The organism is Pseudoduganella buxea (assembly GCF_009720835.1).
Classification (GTDB): domain Bacteria; phylum Pseudomonadota; class Gammaproteobacteria; order Burkholderiales; family Burkholderiaceae_D; genus Rugamonas; species Rugamonas buxea.
Genome location: NZ_WNKZ01000035.1, coordinates 38,695 through 56,322 on the forward strand (window position 1 = coordinate 38,695; position 17,628 = coordinate 56,322).

At 64.9% G+C, this 17,628-nt stretch carries 12 protein-coding genes and 2 tRNA genes; 13 read left to right on the top strand and 1 reads right to left on the bottom strand.

The window, feature by feature from the left end; genetic code table 11:
- Nucleotides 1-179: 179 nt before the first annotated feature.
- From GM672_RS13670 to GM672_RS13680, 3 genes are read left to right on the top strand one after another with little or no spacing between them, the layout of a single operon-like run.
- Nucleotides 180-2,651 carry a DNA translocase FtsK gene (locus GM672_RS13670; protein ID WP_155471089.1) on the top strand — a complete coding sequence of 824 codons (2,472 nt, stop codon included), beginning with the start codon at nt 180-182 and terminating at the stop codon, nt 2,649-2,651.
- An 11-nt stretch (nt 2,652-2,662) separates the two neighbouring features.
- A complete protein-coding gene (gene lolA / locus GM672_RS13675; RefSeq protein ID WP_155471090.1) occupies nt 2,663-3,301 on the top strand; it encodes an outer membrane lipoprotein chaperone LolA in 639 nt (212 codons plus the stop codon).
- A gap of 11 nt (nt 3,302-3,312) precedes the next feature.
- Nucleotides 3,313-4,620 (top strand): replication-associated recombination protein A, encoded by a 1,308-nt coding sequence (locus tag GM672_RS13680; RefSeq protein WP_155471091.1) that lies wholly within the window; start codon nt 3,313-3,315, stop codon nt 4,618-4,620.
- A 2-nt stretch (nt 4,621-4,622) separates the two neighbouring features.
- Here GM672_RS13680 and GM672_RS13685 read toward each other — a convergent pair whose 3' ends face one another.
- Complete coding sequence (locus GM672_RS13685; protein ID WP_155471092.1) at nt 4,623-5,498, bottom strand: DUF6216 family protein; 876 nt, start codon at nt 5,496-5,498, stop codon at nt 4,623-4,625.
- Nucleotides 5,499-5,627: 129 nt separating this feature from the next.
- On the opposite strand from GM672_RS13685, the gene GM672_RS13690 reads away from it, so the two are divergent.
- From GM672_RS13690 to GM672_RS13735, 10 genes are all read left to right on the top strand, one after another.
- Entirely contained in the window at nt 5,628-6,449 is an 822-nt protein-coding gene (locus GM672_RS13690) for an alpha/beta fold hydrolase (protein WP_170300059.1), read from the top strand.
- Entirely contained in the window at nt 6,427-6,723 is a 297-nt protein-coding gene (locus GM672_RS13695) for a YciI-like protein (protein WP_155471094.1), read from the top strand. Before GM672_RS13690 ends, GM672_RS13695 begins: the two co-directional genes overlap by 23 nt.
- A gap of 178 nt (nt 6,724-6,901) precedes the next feature.
- On the top strand, nt 6,902-7,102 hold the full coding sequence (locus GM672_RS13700; protein ID WP_155471095.1) for a hypothetical protein: 201 nt from the start codon (nt 6,902-6,904) through the stop codon (nt 7,100-7,102).
- 99 nt (nt 7,103-7,201) lie between these two features.
- Entirely contained in the window at nt 7,202-8,491 is a 1,290-nt protein-coding gene (gene serS, locus GM672_RS13705; protein WP_155471096.1) for a serine--tRNA ligase, read from the top strand.
- Nucleotides 8,492-8,554: 63 nt separating this feature from the next.
- Nucleotides 8,555-8,644: transfer RNA gene (locus GM672_RS13710), tRNA-Ser, on the top strand.
- A gap of 711 nt (nt 8,645-9,355) precedes the next feature.
- Nucleotides 9,356-9,445 (top strand) — tRNA-Ser (locus tag GM672_RS13715).
- 1,079 nt (nt 9,446-10,524) lie between these two features.
- A complete protein-coding gene (locus GM672_RS13720; protein ID WP_155471097.1) occupies nt 10,525-11,976 on the top strand; it encodes a GGDEF domain-containing protein in 1,452 nt (483 codons plus the stop codon).
- A gap of 323 nt (nt 11,977-12,299) precedes the next feature.
- Complete coding sequence (locus GM672_RS13725) at nt 12,300-15,689, top strand: SdrD B-like domain-containing protein (RefSeq protein ID WP_155471098.1); 3,390 nt, start codon at nt 12,300-12,302, stop codon at nt 15,687-15,689.
- Nucleotides 15,690-15,769: 80 nt separating this feature from the next.
- Complete coding sequence (locus tag GM672_RS13730; RefSeq protein WP_170300060.1) at nt 15,770-16,462, top strand: PEP-CTERM sorting domain-containing protein; 693 nt, start codon at nt 15,770-15,772, stop codon at nt 16,460-16,462.
- A 317-nt stretch (nt 16,463-16,779) separates the two neighbouring features.
- Nucleotides 16,780-17,478 carry a TorD/DmsD family molecular chaperone gene (locus GM672_RS13735; RefSeq protein ID WP_229427708.1) on the top strand — a complete coding sequence of 233 codons (699 nt, stop codon included), beginning with the start codon at nt 16,780-16,782 and terminating at the stop codon, nt 17,476-17,478.
- The last annotated feature ends 150 nt before the right edge of the window (nt 17,479-17,628 follow it).

The following is a 17,628-nucleotide window of genomic DNA, read 5'->3' on the forward strand; positions in this document are numbered from 1 at the left end:
GGCTGTGCAGTCGGCGGGCCGGGACGGCCGGGCCTGCCCCAAGATGGTGAAATGCCCGTATTTCCCCTATACAGAAAGGCCGGCCGGGCCGCGTATGCCTTAAAATAGGTGCAATAGCAATCAATTTTCCGCGCGTAACAACAGCATCCGCTTCACACGGGCGTCAAGCAGTAACACTTATGAGCAAAACAAGTCAAACGGCTGGCAACAGCTACACGCGCACGCGCACGGCAACCGAGCGCCAGCCCCTGCCGAACCGGCTGGTGCGGCTGCTGTCCGAGGCACGCTGGTTCGCGCTGGCGGCGGTCTGCCTGTATTTCATCCTGATCCTGGCCAGCTACCACAAGGTCGATCCGGGCTGGTCCCATGCGAGCCTGGTACCGAAGGTGTCGAACCTGGGCGGCCGCGCCGGTGCATGGATTTCCGACCTGATGCTGTACATCTTCGGCTTTTCGGCCTGGTGGTGGTGCCTGTACCTGGTGCGCTACGTGTGGCGGGGCTACCGCCGCCTGACGCACCGCTTCCTGCTGGACGAGCCGCCCGAGGAGGACCAGGAGCACAGCCATGAAGGCCTGATCCGCCTGGCCGGCTTCGTGCTGCTGCTGATCGGCAGCATGGGCCTGGAGTACCTGCGCATGCGCGCGCTGCACGTGGAACTGCCGCGCGCGGCCGGCGGCGTGCTGGGTGAGCTGATCGGCAAGACGGCCCACGTCGGGCTGGGTTCGACGGGCGGCACCTTGATGCTGCTGCTGTTGTTCGGTACGGGCTTTTCCTGGTTCTTCCACGTATCGTGGATGACGGTGGCCGAGCGCATCGGCGCGGCCATCGAGACGTCGATCGAATGGGTCGTGCTGCGTTACCACGACCGCGAGGACCGCCGCCAGGGCCAGGCCGCCACGGTCAAGCGCGAGGAAGTCGTCGTCAAGGAGCGCGAGAAGCACGTCGAGCGCCATCCCGAGAAGGTGATCGAGAAGCTGCAGCAGGAAGCGGCGCGCGAGAAGCCGCTGATGGCGGCGCACCTGCAGCCGAATCTGCAGCCGACTTTGCCGAGCGCGCAGGCGGCGGCGCCGACCATCCGCGTCGAGCCGCAGATGACGAATATTCCGAAGTCCGAGCGGGTCGAGAAGGAAAAGCAGGCGCCCCTGTTCCGCGACATCGAAAACACCGACCTGCCGCCGCTGGCGCTGCTGGACGAGCCGCCGCCGGCCCAGGAAACCGTGGCCGTGGAGACCTTGGAATTCACCAGCCGCCTGATCGAGAAGAAGCTGTCGGACTTCGGCGTCGAAGCCAAGGTGGTGGCGGCCTATCCGGGCCCCGTCGTCACCCGCTACGAGATCGAACCCGCCACGGGTGTCAAGGGCAGCCAGATCGTCAACCTGGCGCGCGACCTGGCCCGTTCGCTGTCCCTGACGTCGATCCGCGTCGTCGAGACCATCCCCGGCAAGAACTACATGGCGCTGGAGCTGCCCAATCCGAAGCGGCAGATCGTGCGCCTGTCCGAGATCGTCGGCTCGAAGGTCTACAACGACAACGCCTCGTCCCTGACGGTCGCGCTGGGCAAGGACATCGCCGGCAAGCCCGTGGTGGCCGACCTGGCCAAGATGCCCCACCTGCTGGTGGCCGGTACCACCGGCTCCGGTAAATCGGTGGGCATCAACGCGACCATCCTGTCGCTGCTGTACAAGTCCGATCCGCACGATGTGCGGATGATCCTGATCGACCCGAAGATGCTGGAGATGTCCGTCTACGAAGGCATTCCCCACCTGCTGGCGCCGGTCGTCACGGACATGCGCCAGGCCGGCCACGCACTGAACTGGGCCGTCAACGAGATGGAGCGCCGCTACAAGCTGATGTCCAAGCTGGGCGTGCGTAACCTGGCCGGCTACAACGCCAAGATCGCCGAGGCGGCCAAGCGCGAGGAACACATCCCGAATCCGTTCTCGATCACGCCCGATTCGCCCGAGCCGCTGGAGAAGCTGCCGACCATCGTCATCATCATCGACGAGCTGGCCGACCTGATGATGGTGGTCGGTAAGAAGGTGGAAGAACTGATCGCCCGTATCGCCCAGAAGGCCCGCGCGGCCGGCCTGCACTTGATTCTGGCCACGCAGCGCCCATCTGTGGACGTGATCACGGGCCTGATCAAGGCCAACATCCCCACCCGGATCGCCTTCCAGGTGTCGTCGAAGATCGACTCGCGCACGATCCTTGACCAGATGGGCGCCGAAGCGCTGCTGGGCATGGGCGACATGCTGTACATGCCGCCCGGGACCGGCCTGCCGGTGCGCGTGCACGGCGCCTTCGTGTCGGACGAGGAGGTGCACCGGGTCGTGGCCCACCTGAAGCTGCAGGGGGAGCCGAATTATATCGACGGCATCCTCGAAGGCGGCACGCTGGAAGATGGCAGCGGCGGCGGGGAAGGCGGTGCGGCGGGCGAGGGCGGCGGCGAAGCCGACCCGATGTACGACCAGGCCGTGCAGGTGGTGCTGAAGAACCGCCGCGCGTCGATCTCGCTGGTGCAGCGCCACCTGCGCATCGGCTACAACCGCGCGGCCCGCCTGCTGGAACAGATGGAACAGAGCGGCGTCGTCTCGCCCATGCAGTCGAACGGCAACCGGGACATCCTGGTGCCGGCCACTCCCGCAGAATAAGGATAAACCGTATGAACCGTATCAACCGTTTTGCCATCCTCACCGCATTGACGGCAGGCCTGCTGGCCGGCGCCGGCGCCAACGCCGCCGCACTGGACCAGTTCAAGGCCTTCGTTGCCTCGACCAAGGCCGCCAAGGGCGAGTTCACGCAAACGCTCACCAAGGATGTCGACGGCGCGAAGAAGACGTCGGCGCCGTCCACCGGCACCTTCGTGTTCGCCCGCCCCGGCAAGTTCATCTGGCAGTACCAGAAGCCCTACGAGCAGCTGCTGCAGGCCGACGGCGAGCAGCTCTACATCTACGACAAGGACCTGAACCAGGTCACCGTGAAGAAGCTGGGCGACGCCCTGGGCTCGTCGCCGGCCGCCATCCTGTTCGGCAGTAACGACATGGAGAAGAACTTCACCTTGTCCGAGGCGGGCACGCGCGGCGGCCTGGAATGGCTGAAGGCCGTGCCGAAGGCGAAGGACACCAGCTTCGAGCAGATCACCATCGGCCTGAAGAACGGCCAGCCCGAAGCGATGGAATTGCGCGACAACTTCGGTCAGACCTCCGTGCTGGCCTTCCGCAAGTTCGAGAAGAACCCGCCGCTCGGCGCCACGTCGTTCCGCTTCGCGGTGCCGGCCGGCGCCGACGTCGTCAAGCAGTAAGCGCGGAACCGATGGCCGATCTCTTTTCGCAGGAACCGCGCCAGCCGCTGGCCGAGGCGCTGCGTCCGAAAACACTGGACGAAGTGATCGGCCAGGGCCACCTGCTGGGCGAGGGCAAGCCGCTGCGCCTGGCCTTCCAGGCCGGCAAGCCGCACTCGATGATCCTGTGGGGCCCGCCGGGAGTGGGCAAGACCACCCTGGCGCGGCTGACGGCCAATGCCTTCGATGCGGCCTTTATCGCGCTGTCGGCCGTCTTCGCGGGCGTCAAGGACATCCGCGCCGCGATGGAACAGGCGCAGCAGAACCTGGACCAGTACGGCAAGAGTACCATCCTGTTCGTCGACGAGATCCACCGCTTCAACAAGGCCCAGCAGGATGCGCTGCTGCCCTTTGTCGAATCGGGCCTCGTCACCTTCATTGGCGCGACAACGGAAAACCCCAGCTTCGAAGTCAACTCGGCCCTGCTGTCGCGCGCCCAGGTCTACGTGCTGAAATCGCTGACGGACGAGGAAATGCGCCAGCTGCTGGACAAGGCGCGCAAGAGCACCCTGTCCGGCATCGAGTTCGACGAAGTGGCCGTGGACACGCTGATCGGTTTCGCCGACGGCGACGCGCGCCGCTTCCTGAACCTGCTGGAGCAGGCCGATACGGCCGCCCATTCGTCCGGCGTGACACGCATCGACGCCACCTTCGTCGAAAACGCGATGACGTTGAACGCGCGCCGCTTCGACAAGGGCGGCGACAATTTCTACGACCAGATCTCGGCCCTGCACAAGTCCGTGCGGGGCTCGCATCCTGATGCGGCCCTGTACTGGTTCTGCCGCATGATCGACGGCGGCGCCGACCCGCGCTACCTGGCTCGCCGCATCATCCGCATGGCCTGGGAAGACATCGGCCTGGCCGACCCGCGCGCGCTGACGATGGTGAACGACGCGGCCGAAACCTACGAGCGCCTCGGTTCCCCCGAAGGCGAGCTGGCGCTGGGCCAGGCCGTTGTCTACCTGGCCATCGCGGCCAAGAGCAACGCCGGCTACAACGCCTTCAACCAGGCCATGGCCTTCGTCAAGAAGGACAAGTCGCGCGAGGTGCCCGTCCACCTGCGCAACGCCCCGACCAAGCTGATGAAGGAGCTGGGCTACGGCCACGAATACCGCTACGCCCACGACGAACCGAACGCCTACGCTGCCGGCGAAACCTACCTGCCGGACGGCATGCCGGAACCCCGCTGGTACCAGCCCGTGCCGCGCGGGATCGAGGCGAAGATCGCGGACAAGCTGGCGTGGTTGCGGGCGATGGATCGGGCGGCTGGGGAGGAGTAGGGCTAATCGCCGATGCGCTCTTCCTGCGAACTTGCCGCTGTCGCTCGATCCGCTCCGGTGGCCGCCTTTCGGCGCAAGCGTTCCCGCATTGCGTTGGCCTTGCCGGCGTGACGCAGTGTGGCGTAGGTGGGCCAGGCCCAGCAGGCCAGGGTCACGGCGATAACCCCGAGCACCTGCCGTTGGCCCGCGATGCTGCGGTCGATGAAGCGGCCCAGCGACGCCGGACTCTCCGCCTTGACCGCATCGCACAGTGCCCCGACTTCAGCCGTAGTAAAGCCGGCACGGGGCGGGATCGCGCTGTGGTCGCGGCTGCAGCGCGCCAGGGTGAAGCCAGGCGCGAACGTCATGGGCTTGACCGATTCCCGGTCGATCGTCAGCCACGTCCCCGTGGCGGTCAGCCGCAGGATGGCCCGGTCCGGGATCATGAACAGGGCCGCAGTGAGAATCGCGATTGACAGGATGGCGAAAAAGGCGCCGATACCAACGATGGCCCACGGCTTCGGCTGGCTCGAACGGTCCTTTAACCCAGGCAGTTCGAAATCGAAGTAGGGCCCACATGCGGCGGCATCGCACAAGCTTTCATCATGCCGTATGGACCATGCGATAACACGTTCTGCCTGCTGGGCTGTCCGGAACCTGGCGCCCGTTTCAAAGCTGAGCCGCGCCACCTCCGCCTGTGCGGCCAGATAGCCACTGATCGCGGGGACGGCCGGACTCATTTTCCCATGCAATAAACGCCACAGCCGGGACAGGATCGTAATGGACGAGCCCGTGCGCCACCATATAATCAGGCCGACGAGGAACAATGCCGCAGTTCCGAGGATCGGGGCGGCTGCGACGCTGAGCGTGACAATGCTGCTGATGGTTACCGTATCCATGTTTGCTCCAAGGATGGGATATCACTCCGATCAGACAGGACACCGCCGGGAAAGTTCAAGCCGTCTGGCCAATTTCGCATGGTATAGTTTTCGCTAGTACATTTACCAACATTCTTGCGAGGCAGGCCAGTGCAAATCAAAACCATCAACGGCACCGAAGTCCTGATCGAAGGCAGCGGCCCCGAGACGATCCTGCTGCTGCACGGGTGGCCCGACAACCGGGCCTTGTGGGAAGGGCAGGTGGCGGCGTTCAAGTCGCATTACCGCTGCGTGCGCTTTACGTGGCCCGGCTTCGAGCCGGGCGCGCCGCGGGGTGAGCATTCGCTCGATTCGCTGATCGCCCTGTGCGAGGCGGTGGTGCGCGAGGTCAGCCCCCAGCGGCCCGTGATCCTGCTGGTGCACGACTGGGGCTGCCTGTTCGGCTACCAGTTCGCCCAGCGGCACCCGGACCTGGTGGCGCGCATCGTCGGTGTCGACATCGGCGATGCCGGTTCCAAAGACCACCTGACAGACATCGGCATCAAGGGCAAGCTGGGCATCGTCGCCTACCAGCTGTGGCTGGCCGCCGCGTGGCGCATCGGCGGCAGCATCGGCGAATCGATGACGCACTCGATGGCGCGGCGCATGCACGTGCCGGCGCCACCCGAGGCGCTGACGGTGCAGAAGAACTATCCCTACTACTCGACGTGGACGGGCAAGTACAAATCGGCCCGCACCTTCCGGCCCGCCTGCCCGATGCTGTTCATCTACGGCACGCGCAAGCCCTTCATGTTCCACTCGTCCGCGTGGGCGCGCGAGCTGGACAGCAAACCGGGCAGCCGCGCCGTGGCCATGGACACGGACCACTGGCCGATGCTGCGCCAGACGGACGCCTTCAACCAACTCGTGCTCGACTGGCTCGGGTCGACGACCGTAACGGAGAAAACCGATGCATTACCTGCTGGCCTATGAACTGTCCGACGATTACCTGGCGCGCCGCGACGCGTTCCGGGCCGAGCACCTGAAGCTGGCCTGGGACGCCGTCGGGCGGGGCGAGCTGCTGCTGGCCGGCGCCGCGGGCGAACCGATCGACAGCGCGCTGCTGCTGTTCACCACCGATTCGCCGGCCGTGCCGGAGGCGTTTGCCAAGGCCGATCCGTATGTGACGCAGGGGATCGTCAAGCGCTGGACCGTGCGCAAGTGGCACACGGTGGTCGGCGCGGAGGCCGCCACGCCGGTGCGCTGAATAGTCGCCCGGCGGCAGTGCCACGGCGCCGGGTCGGCAGCGACTTCGGCGCCGTCTTTTTGCAGTTCATCCCCCGTTTCGAACGCTCCGTCGGAACCCCGGCGCGACGCAGGGCGCCTTTAGGTACAGTACAACCATCGCAGAACGCGTTGTACCCACCAACCTGAAGGAGCACATCATGAACGCACTGAAACACATGGAAGCCATCTTTGTCGTCGTCGCCGCCGTGGCACTGGGCTGGGCCTTCGCCACCACGGAACCGAAGGCGATCGAAGTGGCCGCCGACCCCGTTGTCACCGTCCAGGCCGACCAACCGATGCCCGTTGTGACGATTGCCGCCAAGCGCCTGACCGCCGCCGAGAAAGCCGCGCTGATCTGAGCCGGCGGCGCCCAACGCGCCGCCCGTCGGAGGGCGTAAAACTCGAAGGAAGTGGCGTCATCTTGGTACAATTGCGCTTTCGACATAGCGGCAAATCCCATGATAGACATCCAACTTCTCCGTAAAGATATCGACACCGTCGCCGCCCGGCTGGCGACCCGCAAATTCCAGCTGGACGTGGCAGGCTTTTCCGCAATGGAGTCGGAACGCAAGGCGATCCAGACGCGTACCGAAGAACTGCAGGGCAAGCGCAACACGCTGTCCAAGCAGATCGGCATGTTGAAGGGCAAGGGAGAAGACACCTCGGCCGTGATGGCGGAAGTGGCGGGCCTGGGCGATGAGCTGAAGGCCAACGAAGCGGCGCTGGCCGCCGTGCAGGAAAAGATGGCCGCCTTCATGCAGGCCGTGCCGAACCTGCCGCACGAATCCGTCCCGCCTGGCACCGACGAAACGGGCAATGTCGAAGTACGCAAGGTGGGCACGCCGCCCGCGTTCAGCTTCGAACCGAAGGACCACGTCGACGTGGGCGCCCCGCTGGGCCTGGACTTCGACACGGCGACCAAGCTGACCGGTTCGCGCTTCTCCGTCATGAAGGGCGGCATCGCGCGCCTGCACCGGGCACTGGCGCAGTTCATGCTGAACACGCACGCGGACCAGCACGGCTACACGGAATGCTATACGCCGTACATGGTCAACGCCGATTCGCTGATGGGCACGGGCCAGCTGCCCAAGTTCGAGGCGGACCTGTTCTCGGTGAAGAAGGGCGGGGCCGAAGGCGAGGGCGAGAACTTCTACCTGATCCCCACGTCGGAAGTGACGTTGACGAACACGGCGCGCGGCGAGATCCTGGCGGCGGACGCACTGCCTTTGAAGATGACGGCGCACACGCCATGCTTCCGTTCGGAAGCGGGCAGCTACGGCCGCGACACGCGCGGCATGATCCGCCAGCACCAGTTCGACAAGGTCGAGCTCGTGCAGCTCGTGCACCCGGAAAAATCGTATGAGGCGCTGGAGGAAATGGTCGGCCACGCCGAAACCATCCTGCAGCAGCTGGGCCTGCCGTACCGCGTGATGTCGCTGTGCACGGGCGACATGGGCTTCAGCGCCGCCAAGACCTATGACCTGGAAGTGTGGCTGCCGGCGCAGAACACCTACCGCGAGATCTCGTCGCTGTCGAACTGCGAAGCCTTCCAGGCCCGCCGCATGCAGGCGCGCTTCCGCAATGCCCAGGGCAAGCCGGAACTGGTGCACACGCTGAACGGCTCCGGCCTGGCAGTGGGCCGCACCCTGGTCGCCGTGCTGGAGAACTACCAGCAGGAAGACGGCAGCGTCGTCATCCCGGAAGTGCTGCGTCCGTACATGGGCGGCCTGACGCACCTGAAAGCCTGAAAAAGCCCTTCCATTTTCCGCAAGGGCTGCTATAATCTTGCCTTCTCGCAGCAATGTGAGAAAGGAGAGGTGGCAGAGTGGTCGAATGTACTTGACTCGAAATCAAGCGATGGGGCAACCCATCCGTGGGTTCGAATCCCACCCTCTCCGCCAGAACAGCAAAAGAAAATCGCCCCTCGGGGCGATTTTTTTTTGCCTGGCGGAGAGGAGGAAAGCCCCTGCGGGCTTTCCGCGTGGGATTCGAAGACCTGCGCTTACCAGCGCGGGGCTCTCCGAATCGCCCATCTGTCGCGCCAAGGGCGCGGCCCCGCCAAGCGCTCCGCGCTTGGCGTTCAATTCCCTGACTATGTTTAAAAGCAGCGAGTCGCAAAGCGACAAGCGGGCAGGGGCCGCTGGCTCCCATTTCAGCCAACGAGGAGCGAGGCGCGAAGCGACAAGCGGACCGAAGCCAGCAACGTAAAACCCAGCCAACATCAAAAGAGCAAGGCGCGAAGCGACAAGCGAACCGAAGCCAGCAACGTAAAACCCAGCCAACATCAAAAGAGCGAGGCGCGAAGCGACAAGCGGACCGAAGCCAGCAACGTAAAACCTAGCCAACATCAAAAGAGCGAGTCGCCAAGCGACAAGCGGCCAGACGCCAACAGCTTCTCCGGCGGTTACCAATCGAAGCCCAGCGCCACAAAAGCAAACCAAACCCGCCAACAGACCTAATTCCTAGGCAGCGATCCCTCCCATCGTCCCCAAACCCACTGCCGAGATTTGACGCCCAACCAATGTTGCTATAGAATCGTGCCTCTTGTGTTGCAACAAACTCTGCTCAACACAAGAATGCAGGGCACCGCTAGGCGCTCTGTGGCAACACCAGGAGAGGTGGCAGAGTGGTCGAATGTACTTGACTCGAAATCAAGCGATGGGGCAACCCATCCGTGGGTTCGAATCCCACCCTCTCCGCCAGAACAGCAAAAGAAAATCGCCCTCTGGGGCGATTTTTTTTGCTGGCGCAGAGGAGGAAAGCCCCTGCGGGCTTTCCGCGTGGGATTCGAAAGCTCAGGCCTACCAGCCCGAGCGGGGTCGCGGGACGTGACCGAATCCCACCCTCTCTGCCAGAACAAATAAAAAAGCCTCCCCTTCGGGAGGCTTTTTTATTTTGCCGGACGGAAGAGGTGGGATTCGAAAGCTCGGGCCTACCAGTCCGAGCGGGGTCGCGGGACGTGACCGAATCCCACCCTCTCCGCCAGAACAGCAAAAGAAAATCGCCCTCCGGGGCGATTTTTTTTGCCTGGCGCAGAGGAGGAAAGCCCCTGCGGGCATTCCGCGTGGGATTCGAAGCCCCGCGCCTGCCAGCGCGGGGCTCTCCGAATCGCCTGTTTGCTGGCGCTCCGCGCCAGCCCGGCGCGCCGAGGGCGCGCTTCGTCACTCTGTTTAAACGAGCGCCGGCTCCCCACAGAAAGCATATGGCCGGCTCCCTATAGAACGCACGACTTCGTTGGCCAAGCCTCCCCTGCGGGAGGCTTTTTCTATTTTGCCGGACGGAAGAGGGTGGGATTCGAAGACCCGCTCCTGCCAGCGCGGGGCTCTCCGAATCGCCCATCTGCTGGCGCCCCACGCCAGCCTGGCGCGCCGAGGGCGCGCGTTCTCACTCCATTGAGAACCGGCCGCCGCTTCTCAACTGGCACCAGTCGCTCCGCACCGTGAGCCGATGCTATGAATAGCAAACATTACTTCCTCCAGCCAACCGACCAAGTGAAGCTCTTGCGCGGCATGCACCACGCCATAAGACACCATTCCCGCGGAAACCGGCCGATGCCCCTTCAACTACTCTTGGCCACCCTCCTAGTTAAGTGTGCGCTGAACTTTTTTCATTTCGGTCGATGCAGCGCGGCCATGGGAGGTAGTCAATGGGCGGCAACAGCCCGCCGATACGTTGATGCCGTACCGACAAGCTTCTGTCGCATTATTGATTACCCTACAGCAATCTAATTGACTCATCCAAACTACACCCGCACAATGCACCGACCGGGTGGAGGCAAAGTATGGGCAGCAGCAAAACCGCCGTCGACGCACAGTCGGCCGGCGGCATCGACGTGAAGGACGCGCTGCTGGTGGGCGTGATCGTGTTCGTGTGTTCCATCTTCGGCATCTACACGGCACCCCCCGGCGTGCTGGCCGCGTTCTGGCCCACCAATGCCGTGCTGGTCGGGCTGTTGCTAAGGCGCCGCCACCCGCCCGGGCTGGCGCACTGGCTGGCCGCGGCCACCGGCTACATGGTGGCCGACCTGGTGATGGCGCATGGCTGGCCCAAGAGCGCCATGCTGACCTGTACCAACCTGATGGGCGTCGTTACCTGCTACCTGCTGCTCTCGCGCATGAGCGATGACTACCGGGCCTTGCGCCACCCCCGTTCGATGCTGCGCTTCGTGCTGGTGGTGGCCAGCGGCGGCGCGGCGGCGGGCATTTGCGGCATCTTCATCCACCCCGTGCTGTTCGGCGGCACGCCGGCCTATGGTTTCGCCTTCTGGTTTACGACGGAACTGGTCAACTACATCGCCATCCTGCCCGTGATGCTGACGATGCCGGATCTGTCGCGCCGCCTGGCCGGGCACAAGCGGCGCAGCGACTGGCCGGAATGGCGCATCGAGCAGGTCGCGCCGCTGGCCGCCTTTGCCGGCAGCCTGTGGCTGGGCACGCAACTGGGCGGCCCGGGCGTGATTCCCTATCCGATCCCCGCCATGCTGTGGTGCGCGCTGACCTACAGCCTGTTTGCCACGGCCGGCATCACCTTGTTCTTCTCCATGTGGACCTTGCTGGCCATTTCCAGCGGCACCCTGGTCATCGGCGCCAATTTCGACAGCCAGCAGGCCATCATGTCGCTCCGCGTGGGCGTGACATTGACGGCGCTGGCGCCGTTGACGGTCGCCAGCGTGATGGTGGCGCGCAACGAACTGCTGTCGCGCCTGAAGCATGCCGCATCGCACGACCCCATGACCCATGTGTTGAACCGAGGCGGCTTCATGACCCATGCCGAAGAGCTGCTGGCCACGCCCGCGGTGGTGCGCCGTCCACTGGCCGTGCTGATGATGGACATCGATTTCTTCAAGAAAGTCAACGACACCCACGGCCACGCCGCCGGTGACGCCGTCCTCGTCAGCTTCGCGCAGCTGGCCGAAGGCTGCCTGCGCGGCGGCGACCTGCTGGGGCGACTTGGCGGCGAGGAGTTCGCCGTGCTGCTGCCCGGTTGCAGCGTGGACGACGCCCGCGCCATTGCCCAGCGCATCTGCGATGCCTTCGCCGCGCATCCGGTCACGGTGGGCGATGGCGCCACCTTGCAGTCCACGGTCAGCATCGGCGTGGGTTGCTGGACCCATCCCGGCACCTCCGTCGAGGCCATGCTGTCCGCGGCCGACGCTGCCCTGTACGCGGCCAAGCGCTCCGGGCGCAACCGGGTCGTCCTCGGCGACACACGAAAGCCGGCCACGGCCACCTGATTCCACCCAGAATGTTGCCGATTTAAGACGTTGCCAAAAGGCAATGCACTCCCTCGACTGCGTACTGCGGCACGGAAATCGGCGTTTCCAATCGGATATTGGTGACCGCCATCACAAAGCTGAATTATAGGAAAGTCGTCTTCGCAAATAATCAACAAAAATTCCTCAAACCATCTATCTTTCCTTTGTAAGTTCTGCAACAATGATGTCCATCAGGATATAAAAGTTAATAATAAAACTGCTGGCCAAACCCTCGCCGGTCATCCTGTCCTTTCCAACTTACCCATTAGAAAGCCGGCATTTCTGCCGGGGATTGAACACGCATGAGCGATACTTCACTGGTCAGCACCGTCCACGTCTTTGAAGACACCGATAACACCCTGGCGCTGCGCGACTTGCTGGCACAGGCCGGCTACACGAGCACGAAGGGCCTGACGATTACGGAGTTCGTCACCGTGCAGCCCGACGGCGAATACGCCGAAGGCAATACGCCACTGTTCGGCCTGGTCGACAGCGAGACGCTGTACGTCCGTCCCGGCAGCTGGCAGCAGCACTACAACGGCGAATTCACGACCTACGAATTCATCGTCGAACAGAACGGCGGCGACATCGTCACCCTGACCCTGCAGGTGATCGTCGACCCCGTCAACGACGCCCCGTTCGGCGCCGACAAATTCTATGACCTGCCGAACCACGACCCGGTCGTGCTGGGCCAGGACGCCTTCGGCTTCACCGATCCCGTCGAAGGCGATGCCTTCAAGTCCGTCGTCATCACGTCGCTGCCGGCCACCGGCACGATCCTGCTGGACGGTACGGCTGTTGCCGTGGGCACCGAAGTAAGCGTTGCCCAGATGAACGCCGGCGCGCTGACGTTCCAGCCGGGCGCGGGCGCCAGCGGCCTGGTCGAGATGGGCTTCCACGTGGTCGACAACGGCGGCACGGTCGGTCCCGGCGCGCAGGACACCAGCGTCGCGCCGAACTACCTGAGCTTCAAGGTGCCGGCCGACACGACGGGCGGCAATGCGCCGCTGGCCCAGCTGGGCGACACCGTATGGGAAGACAGCAATGCCAACGGCGTGCAGGATGCGGGCGAGCAGGGCATTGCCGGCGTCACCGTCGAACTGAAGGACAGCACGGGCAATGTCGTCAAGACCACCAGCACCAACGCCGACGGCCAGTATTTCTTCAACGTTGCGGCCGGTACCTACACGGTGCAGCTGCAACAGCCCGCCGGCTATGCCGCCAGCGCGCAGGACCAGGGCAGCGACGACGCCGTCGACAGCGATTTCAACGCCAACGGCAGCACCGGCGCCATCACCTTGACGCAGGGCGACGTCAACAACACGGCCGACGCCGGCCTGTACCGCAACGCCAGCCTGACGAGCAAGGTGTGGAACGATAGCGACCGCGACGGCGTGCGCGATGCGGGCGAAACGGCCGTCGCCAATGTGCGCGTGGTCCTGCTCGACGCGGGCGGCAAGCAGGTCGGCACGGCCGTCACGGATGCCAACGGCAGCTACCAGTTCACCAGCCTGAAGCCGGGCAACTACAGCGTCCAGTTCGACAAGGCCACCTTGCCGACGGGCCTGTCCTTCACGGCGTCCGGCAAGGATTCCGACGCCGCTGCCGACGGCAGCACGGGCCAGGTCACCCTGGCCTCGGGTGGCCATGCCGTGCTGGAAGCGGGCCTGGTCGACAACCGCGCCACCATCGGCGACAAGGTCTGGCTGGACAAGAACGCCAACGGCGTGCAGGACAGCGGCGAGGCCGGCATTGCCGGTGTCACCGTGCAACTGAAGGGAGCCAACGGCAGCGTCGTCGCCACCACCACGACCGACGCCAGCGGTACCTACGGCTTCAAGGCCGCGGCCGGCACCTACAGCGTGGCCGTGCAGGCACCAGGCGGCTATGTCGCCACCGCCAAGGACGCGGGCGGCAACTTCAACACGGACAGCGACATCAACGCGGCCGGGCAGACCGACCAGTTCACCGTCGCCGCCGGCAGCACGAACAATAATATCGATGCGGGCCTGTACAAGACTGCGTCGCTGGGCAACAAGGTGTTCTTCGACTGCGACGGCGACGGCATCCAGGACAGCGGCGACAGCGGTATCGGCGGCGTCAAGGTCAGCCTGCTCGATGCGACCGGGAAGGCGATCGCCACCACCACCACGGACAACGGCGGCCTGTACATGTTCAACGGCCTGAAGCCCGGCACCTACAGCGTCGCGTTCGACAAGTCGGTCCTGCCGTCGGGCTACATCATCACCCAGCGCGACGCCGGCGGCGACGACGCGCGCGACTCCGATATCGGCAGCGACGGCATCTCGCAGAAGGTCACGCTGGTGTCGGGCGAAGTCAACACGAGCGTGGACGCAGGCATCACGGCCGCCGGCAGCATCGGCAACCGCGTGTGGGAAGACACGGACTTCGACGGCGTGCAGGACAGCGGCGAAGCAGGCCTGTGCGGCGTCACCGTGCGCCTGTACGACGCGGCCCACAACCTGAAGGCCACCACCGTCACGGCGGCCGATGGCAGCTACAAGTTCGCCAACCTGCAAGCGGGCAACTACAGCGTCGAATTGACCAAGCCGACCGGCTACTACGCGACCAAGGCCAACGTCGGCAACGACGGCGCCGATTCGGACTTCACCGGCACCGGCACCGTGATCGGCAGCGGCACCATTTCGCTGTCGGCCGGCGAGCACGACACCAGCGTCGACGCGGGCCTGTACCGCAAGGCCAGCATCGGCGACAAGGTGTGGCGCGATGTCAACCATAACGGCGTGCAGGACAGCGGCGAAGAAGGCATCGGCAAGATCAAGGTGGCCCTGTACGACGCCGCCACCGGCACGCTCGTGGCCAGCACCGTCACGAGTGCCACCGGCAACTACGGCTTCGGCAATATCGATCCGGGCAGCTACTACCTGAAGTTCGACAAGAGCAATGTGCTGTTCACCGACAAGGCCGGCAAGACCTATGCGATGAACGACTGGAAGTGGGGCGTCAAGAACACGGGCAGCAACGACCTGATCGACTCCGACGTCAATGGCGACGGCATCAGCAAGGTGGGTCTGACCCGCACCGACACGACCTTCCTCGGCTCGGGCGAGAACGACATGAGCTGGGATGCGGCCATCACGCCGATCGCGATCGACCTGGACGGCAACGGCATCCACACCATCGCCCGCGCCGATTTCCACGGCAGCTTCGACCTGCTCGGCACCGGCACGGCGATCCAGTCCGGCTGGCTGTCCGGCGGCGACGCCTTCCTGGCCATCGACGCCAACGGCAATGGCAGTATCGACAGCGTCGCCGAACTGTTCGGCGGCAACGCCAAGGGCAGCGGTTTTGCCAAGCTGGCCAGCTTCGACAGCAACGGCGACGGCATTGTCAGCGCACTGGACGCGCAGTTCGACCTGCTGACGCTGTGGCAGGACGCGAACAGCGACGGCAAGACCGATGCGGGCGAGCTGGTCTCGCTGGCCCAGGCCGGCCTGACGTCGCTGAAGGTGGCCTTCGACGAACTGCCTTTCCTCGACGCCAACGGCAACCTGCACCTGGAGCGCAGCAGCGCCGTGATCGACGGCAACACGGTCGACATGACGGACGTGTACTTCAACGTCGCCGCGGCCGATGCGGCGGCGGCCGGCGTGACCGCGCCGAACATGGCCGAGCTGATCGGCCAGAGCGACATCGTGTACGTCGCCTGATCGACACATTGCCAAGGTATTGCCGCCAGCCCCGCCGGCGGCGCATGACTTCACTCTATAAACAAAGAAAAGACAAAACCATGAAAACAATCGCTTCCCTGATCGCCAAGTCCATCGCCGTTGCCGCCGCCTCCCTGACCCTGGCCGGTGCCGCCCACGCCGGCGTCGTCGTCAGCTCCGTTGCCTCGCAGGGCGTGCTGACGAAGAAAAACGCCAATTTCGACATCACCAACACCGAAGCGCGCAGCGTGCCCGTGTGGAACGTGGCCGACGACAGCAGCCTGCTGGCCTTCTGCATCGAGCCGACCGTCGGCATGCACACCGACAACCTCAACTACACGGGCTCGCTGTTCACGGGCTTCGGCACCAGCGTCAAGCGCCTGTATTCGCTGTATTACTCGTCGTTCGCGACGTCGTCGGGCGTGCTGACGGGCGACAACGCCGTCAAGGCCCTGGGCTTCCAGCTGGCCCTGTGGGAACTGAACAACGATAACGGCAACCTGACCTCGGGCAACCTGGCCATGGCACCGCTCGGTAACTCCACGGCCGCCAAGGCCGTGATCGCCGAAGCGAAGACGATGCTGCTGGCCGCCACGAACGAATCGACCGCCATCGTCAACGACTACAAGTTCACCAGCTATGCCGCCGCCGGCTCGCAGACCGTCGTGACGGCCATGGCCGTGTCGCCGGTACCGGAACCGTCGAGCTTTGCCATGATGGGCCTGGGCCTGGCCGCGATGGGCGTCATCGCCCGCCGCCGCCGCGCGGCGTAAGTTTCTCCGGCGCGTACCCGGCGGCGGGTGGTGGTGGGGACCTTCGTCCCGCCGCCGGTACGCACCGATACCTGCTGTCATGCCGGCCGCTGGCGCTTCGCGCGTCAGCGGCCGGGTTCGTTTACACGGTCGAGCTCGTGTCGAGAGACGTGCCTGACCCCGATGTTGACACGTGCTCAAGCGTCAATGCCGCGGCGCGGCAGCGGCTTTACCATCCTGCCCTATCCTTTTTCTTCCCGATCTTCGCCAACCGTGCGACGTCGCTTGCATGCTGGACATACAATTTCCCTGTGATTTAGTTAACAGGAGTCGTCCCTGTGCAGGCCCAGCCCGTACCCGAGTTTGTTCCCCATGCCGCTGGCGCGGAGCCTGCCGCCGTCTCGATCAGTTTGCATGTCTCTCCGGAGGACCAGGCCCGGGCCGATCTGTACGCCCTGGCGGCGCGCCTGCTGCTGGCGCCGCCCGACGGGGACCTGCTGGTAGCGCTCGCGGCGGCCGACCCGATCCTGGGCACGCAGGACGAGCGTCCGCTGGAAAACGCGTGGGAAAAACTGGTGCTCGCCGCCGGCGTCATCGACGCGCAAGCGGCCGCCGAGGAATTCTCCGCCCTGTTCATCGCCATGGGCACGCCGCCCGTCAATCCCTATGGTTCACTGTACCTGTCCGGCTTCCTGAACGACACGCCGCTGGCGCGCCTGCGCGACGACCTGGCGGCCCTGGGCCTGGCGCGCGCCGCCGGCGTGGGCGAGTTCGAGGACCACCTGGGCGCGCTGTGCGAAACCATGCGCATGCTCGTCGCCGGTGGAGCAGGGCGCCCGCGCCAGCCGCTGGCGCGCCAGCAGCAGTTCTTTGAAACGCATATCGAACCGTGGTATGAGCGCTGCCTGGCCGATATCGCCGGCGCGCCCGGCGCCAACTTCTACCGCGTCGTGGCCGGCTTTGTCGCCGCCTTCCTGGCCATCGAGGCCGACGCCTTTGCCGTCGACGACGGCCACGACGCAGCCCCGCTGCAGTAAAGGACACCCCATGCGCTACCAATTCCCCCAAGCCCGGCACGATGCCGCCAAGCCGGCCGACGAGCCGTCGCCGGCCCGCCGCCACTTCCTGAAGGCCGCGCCCCTGGGCGCGCTGGCGCTGGTGGCCGGGCAGGCGCCGGCGGCCGAAGC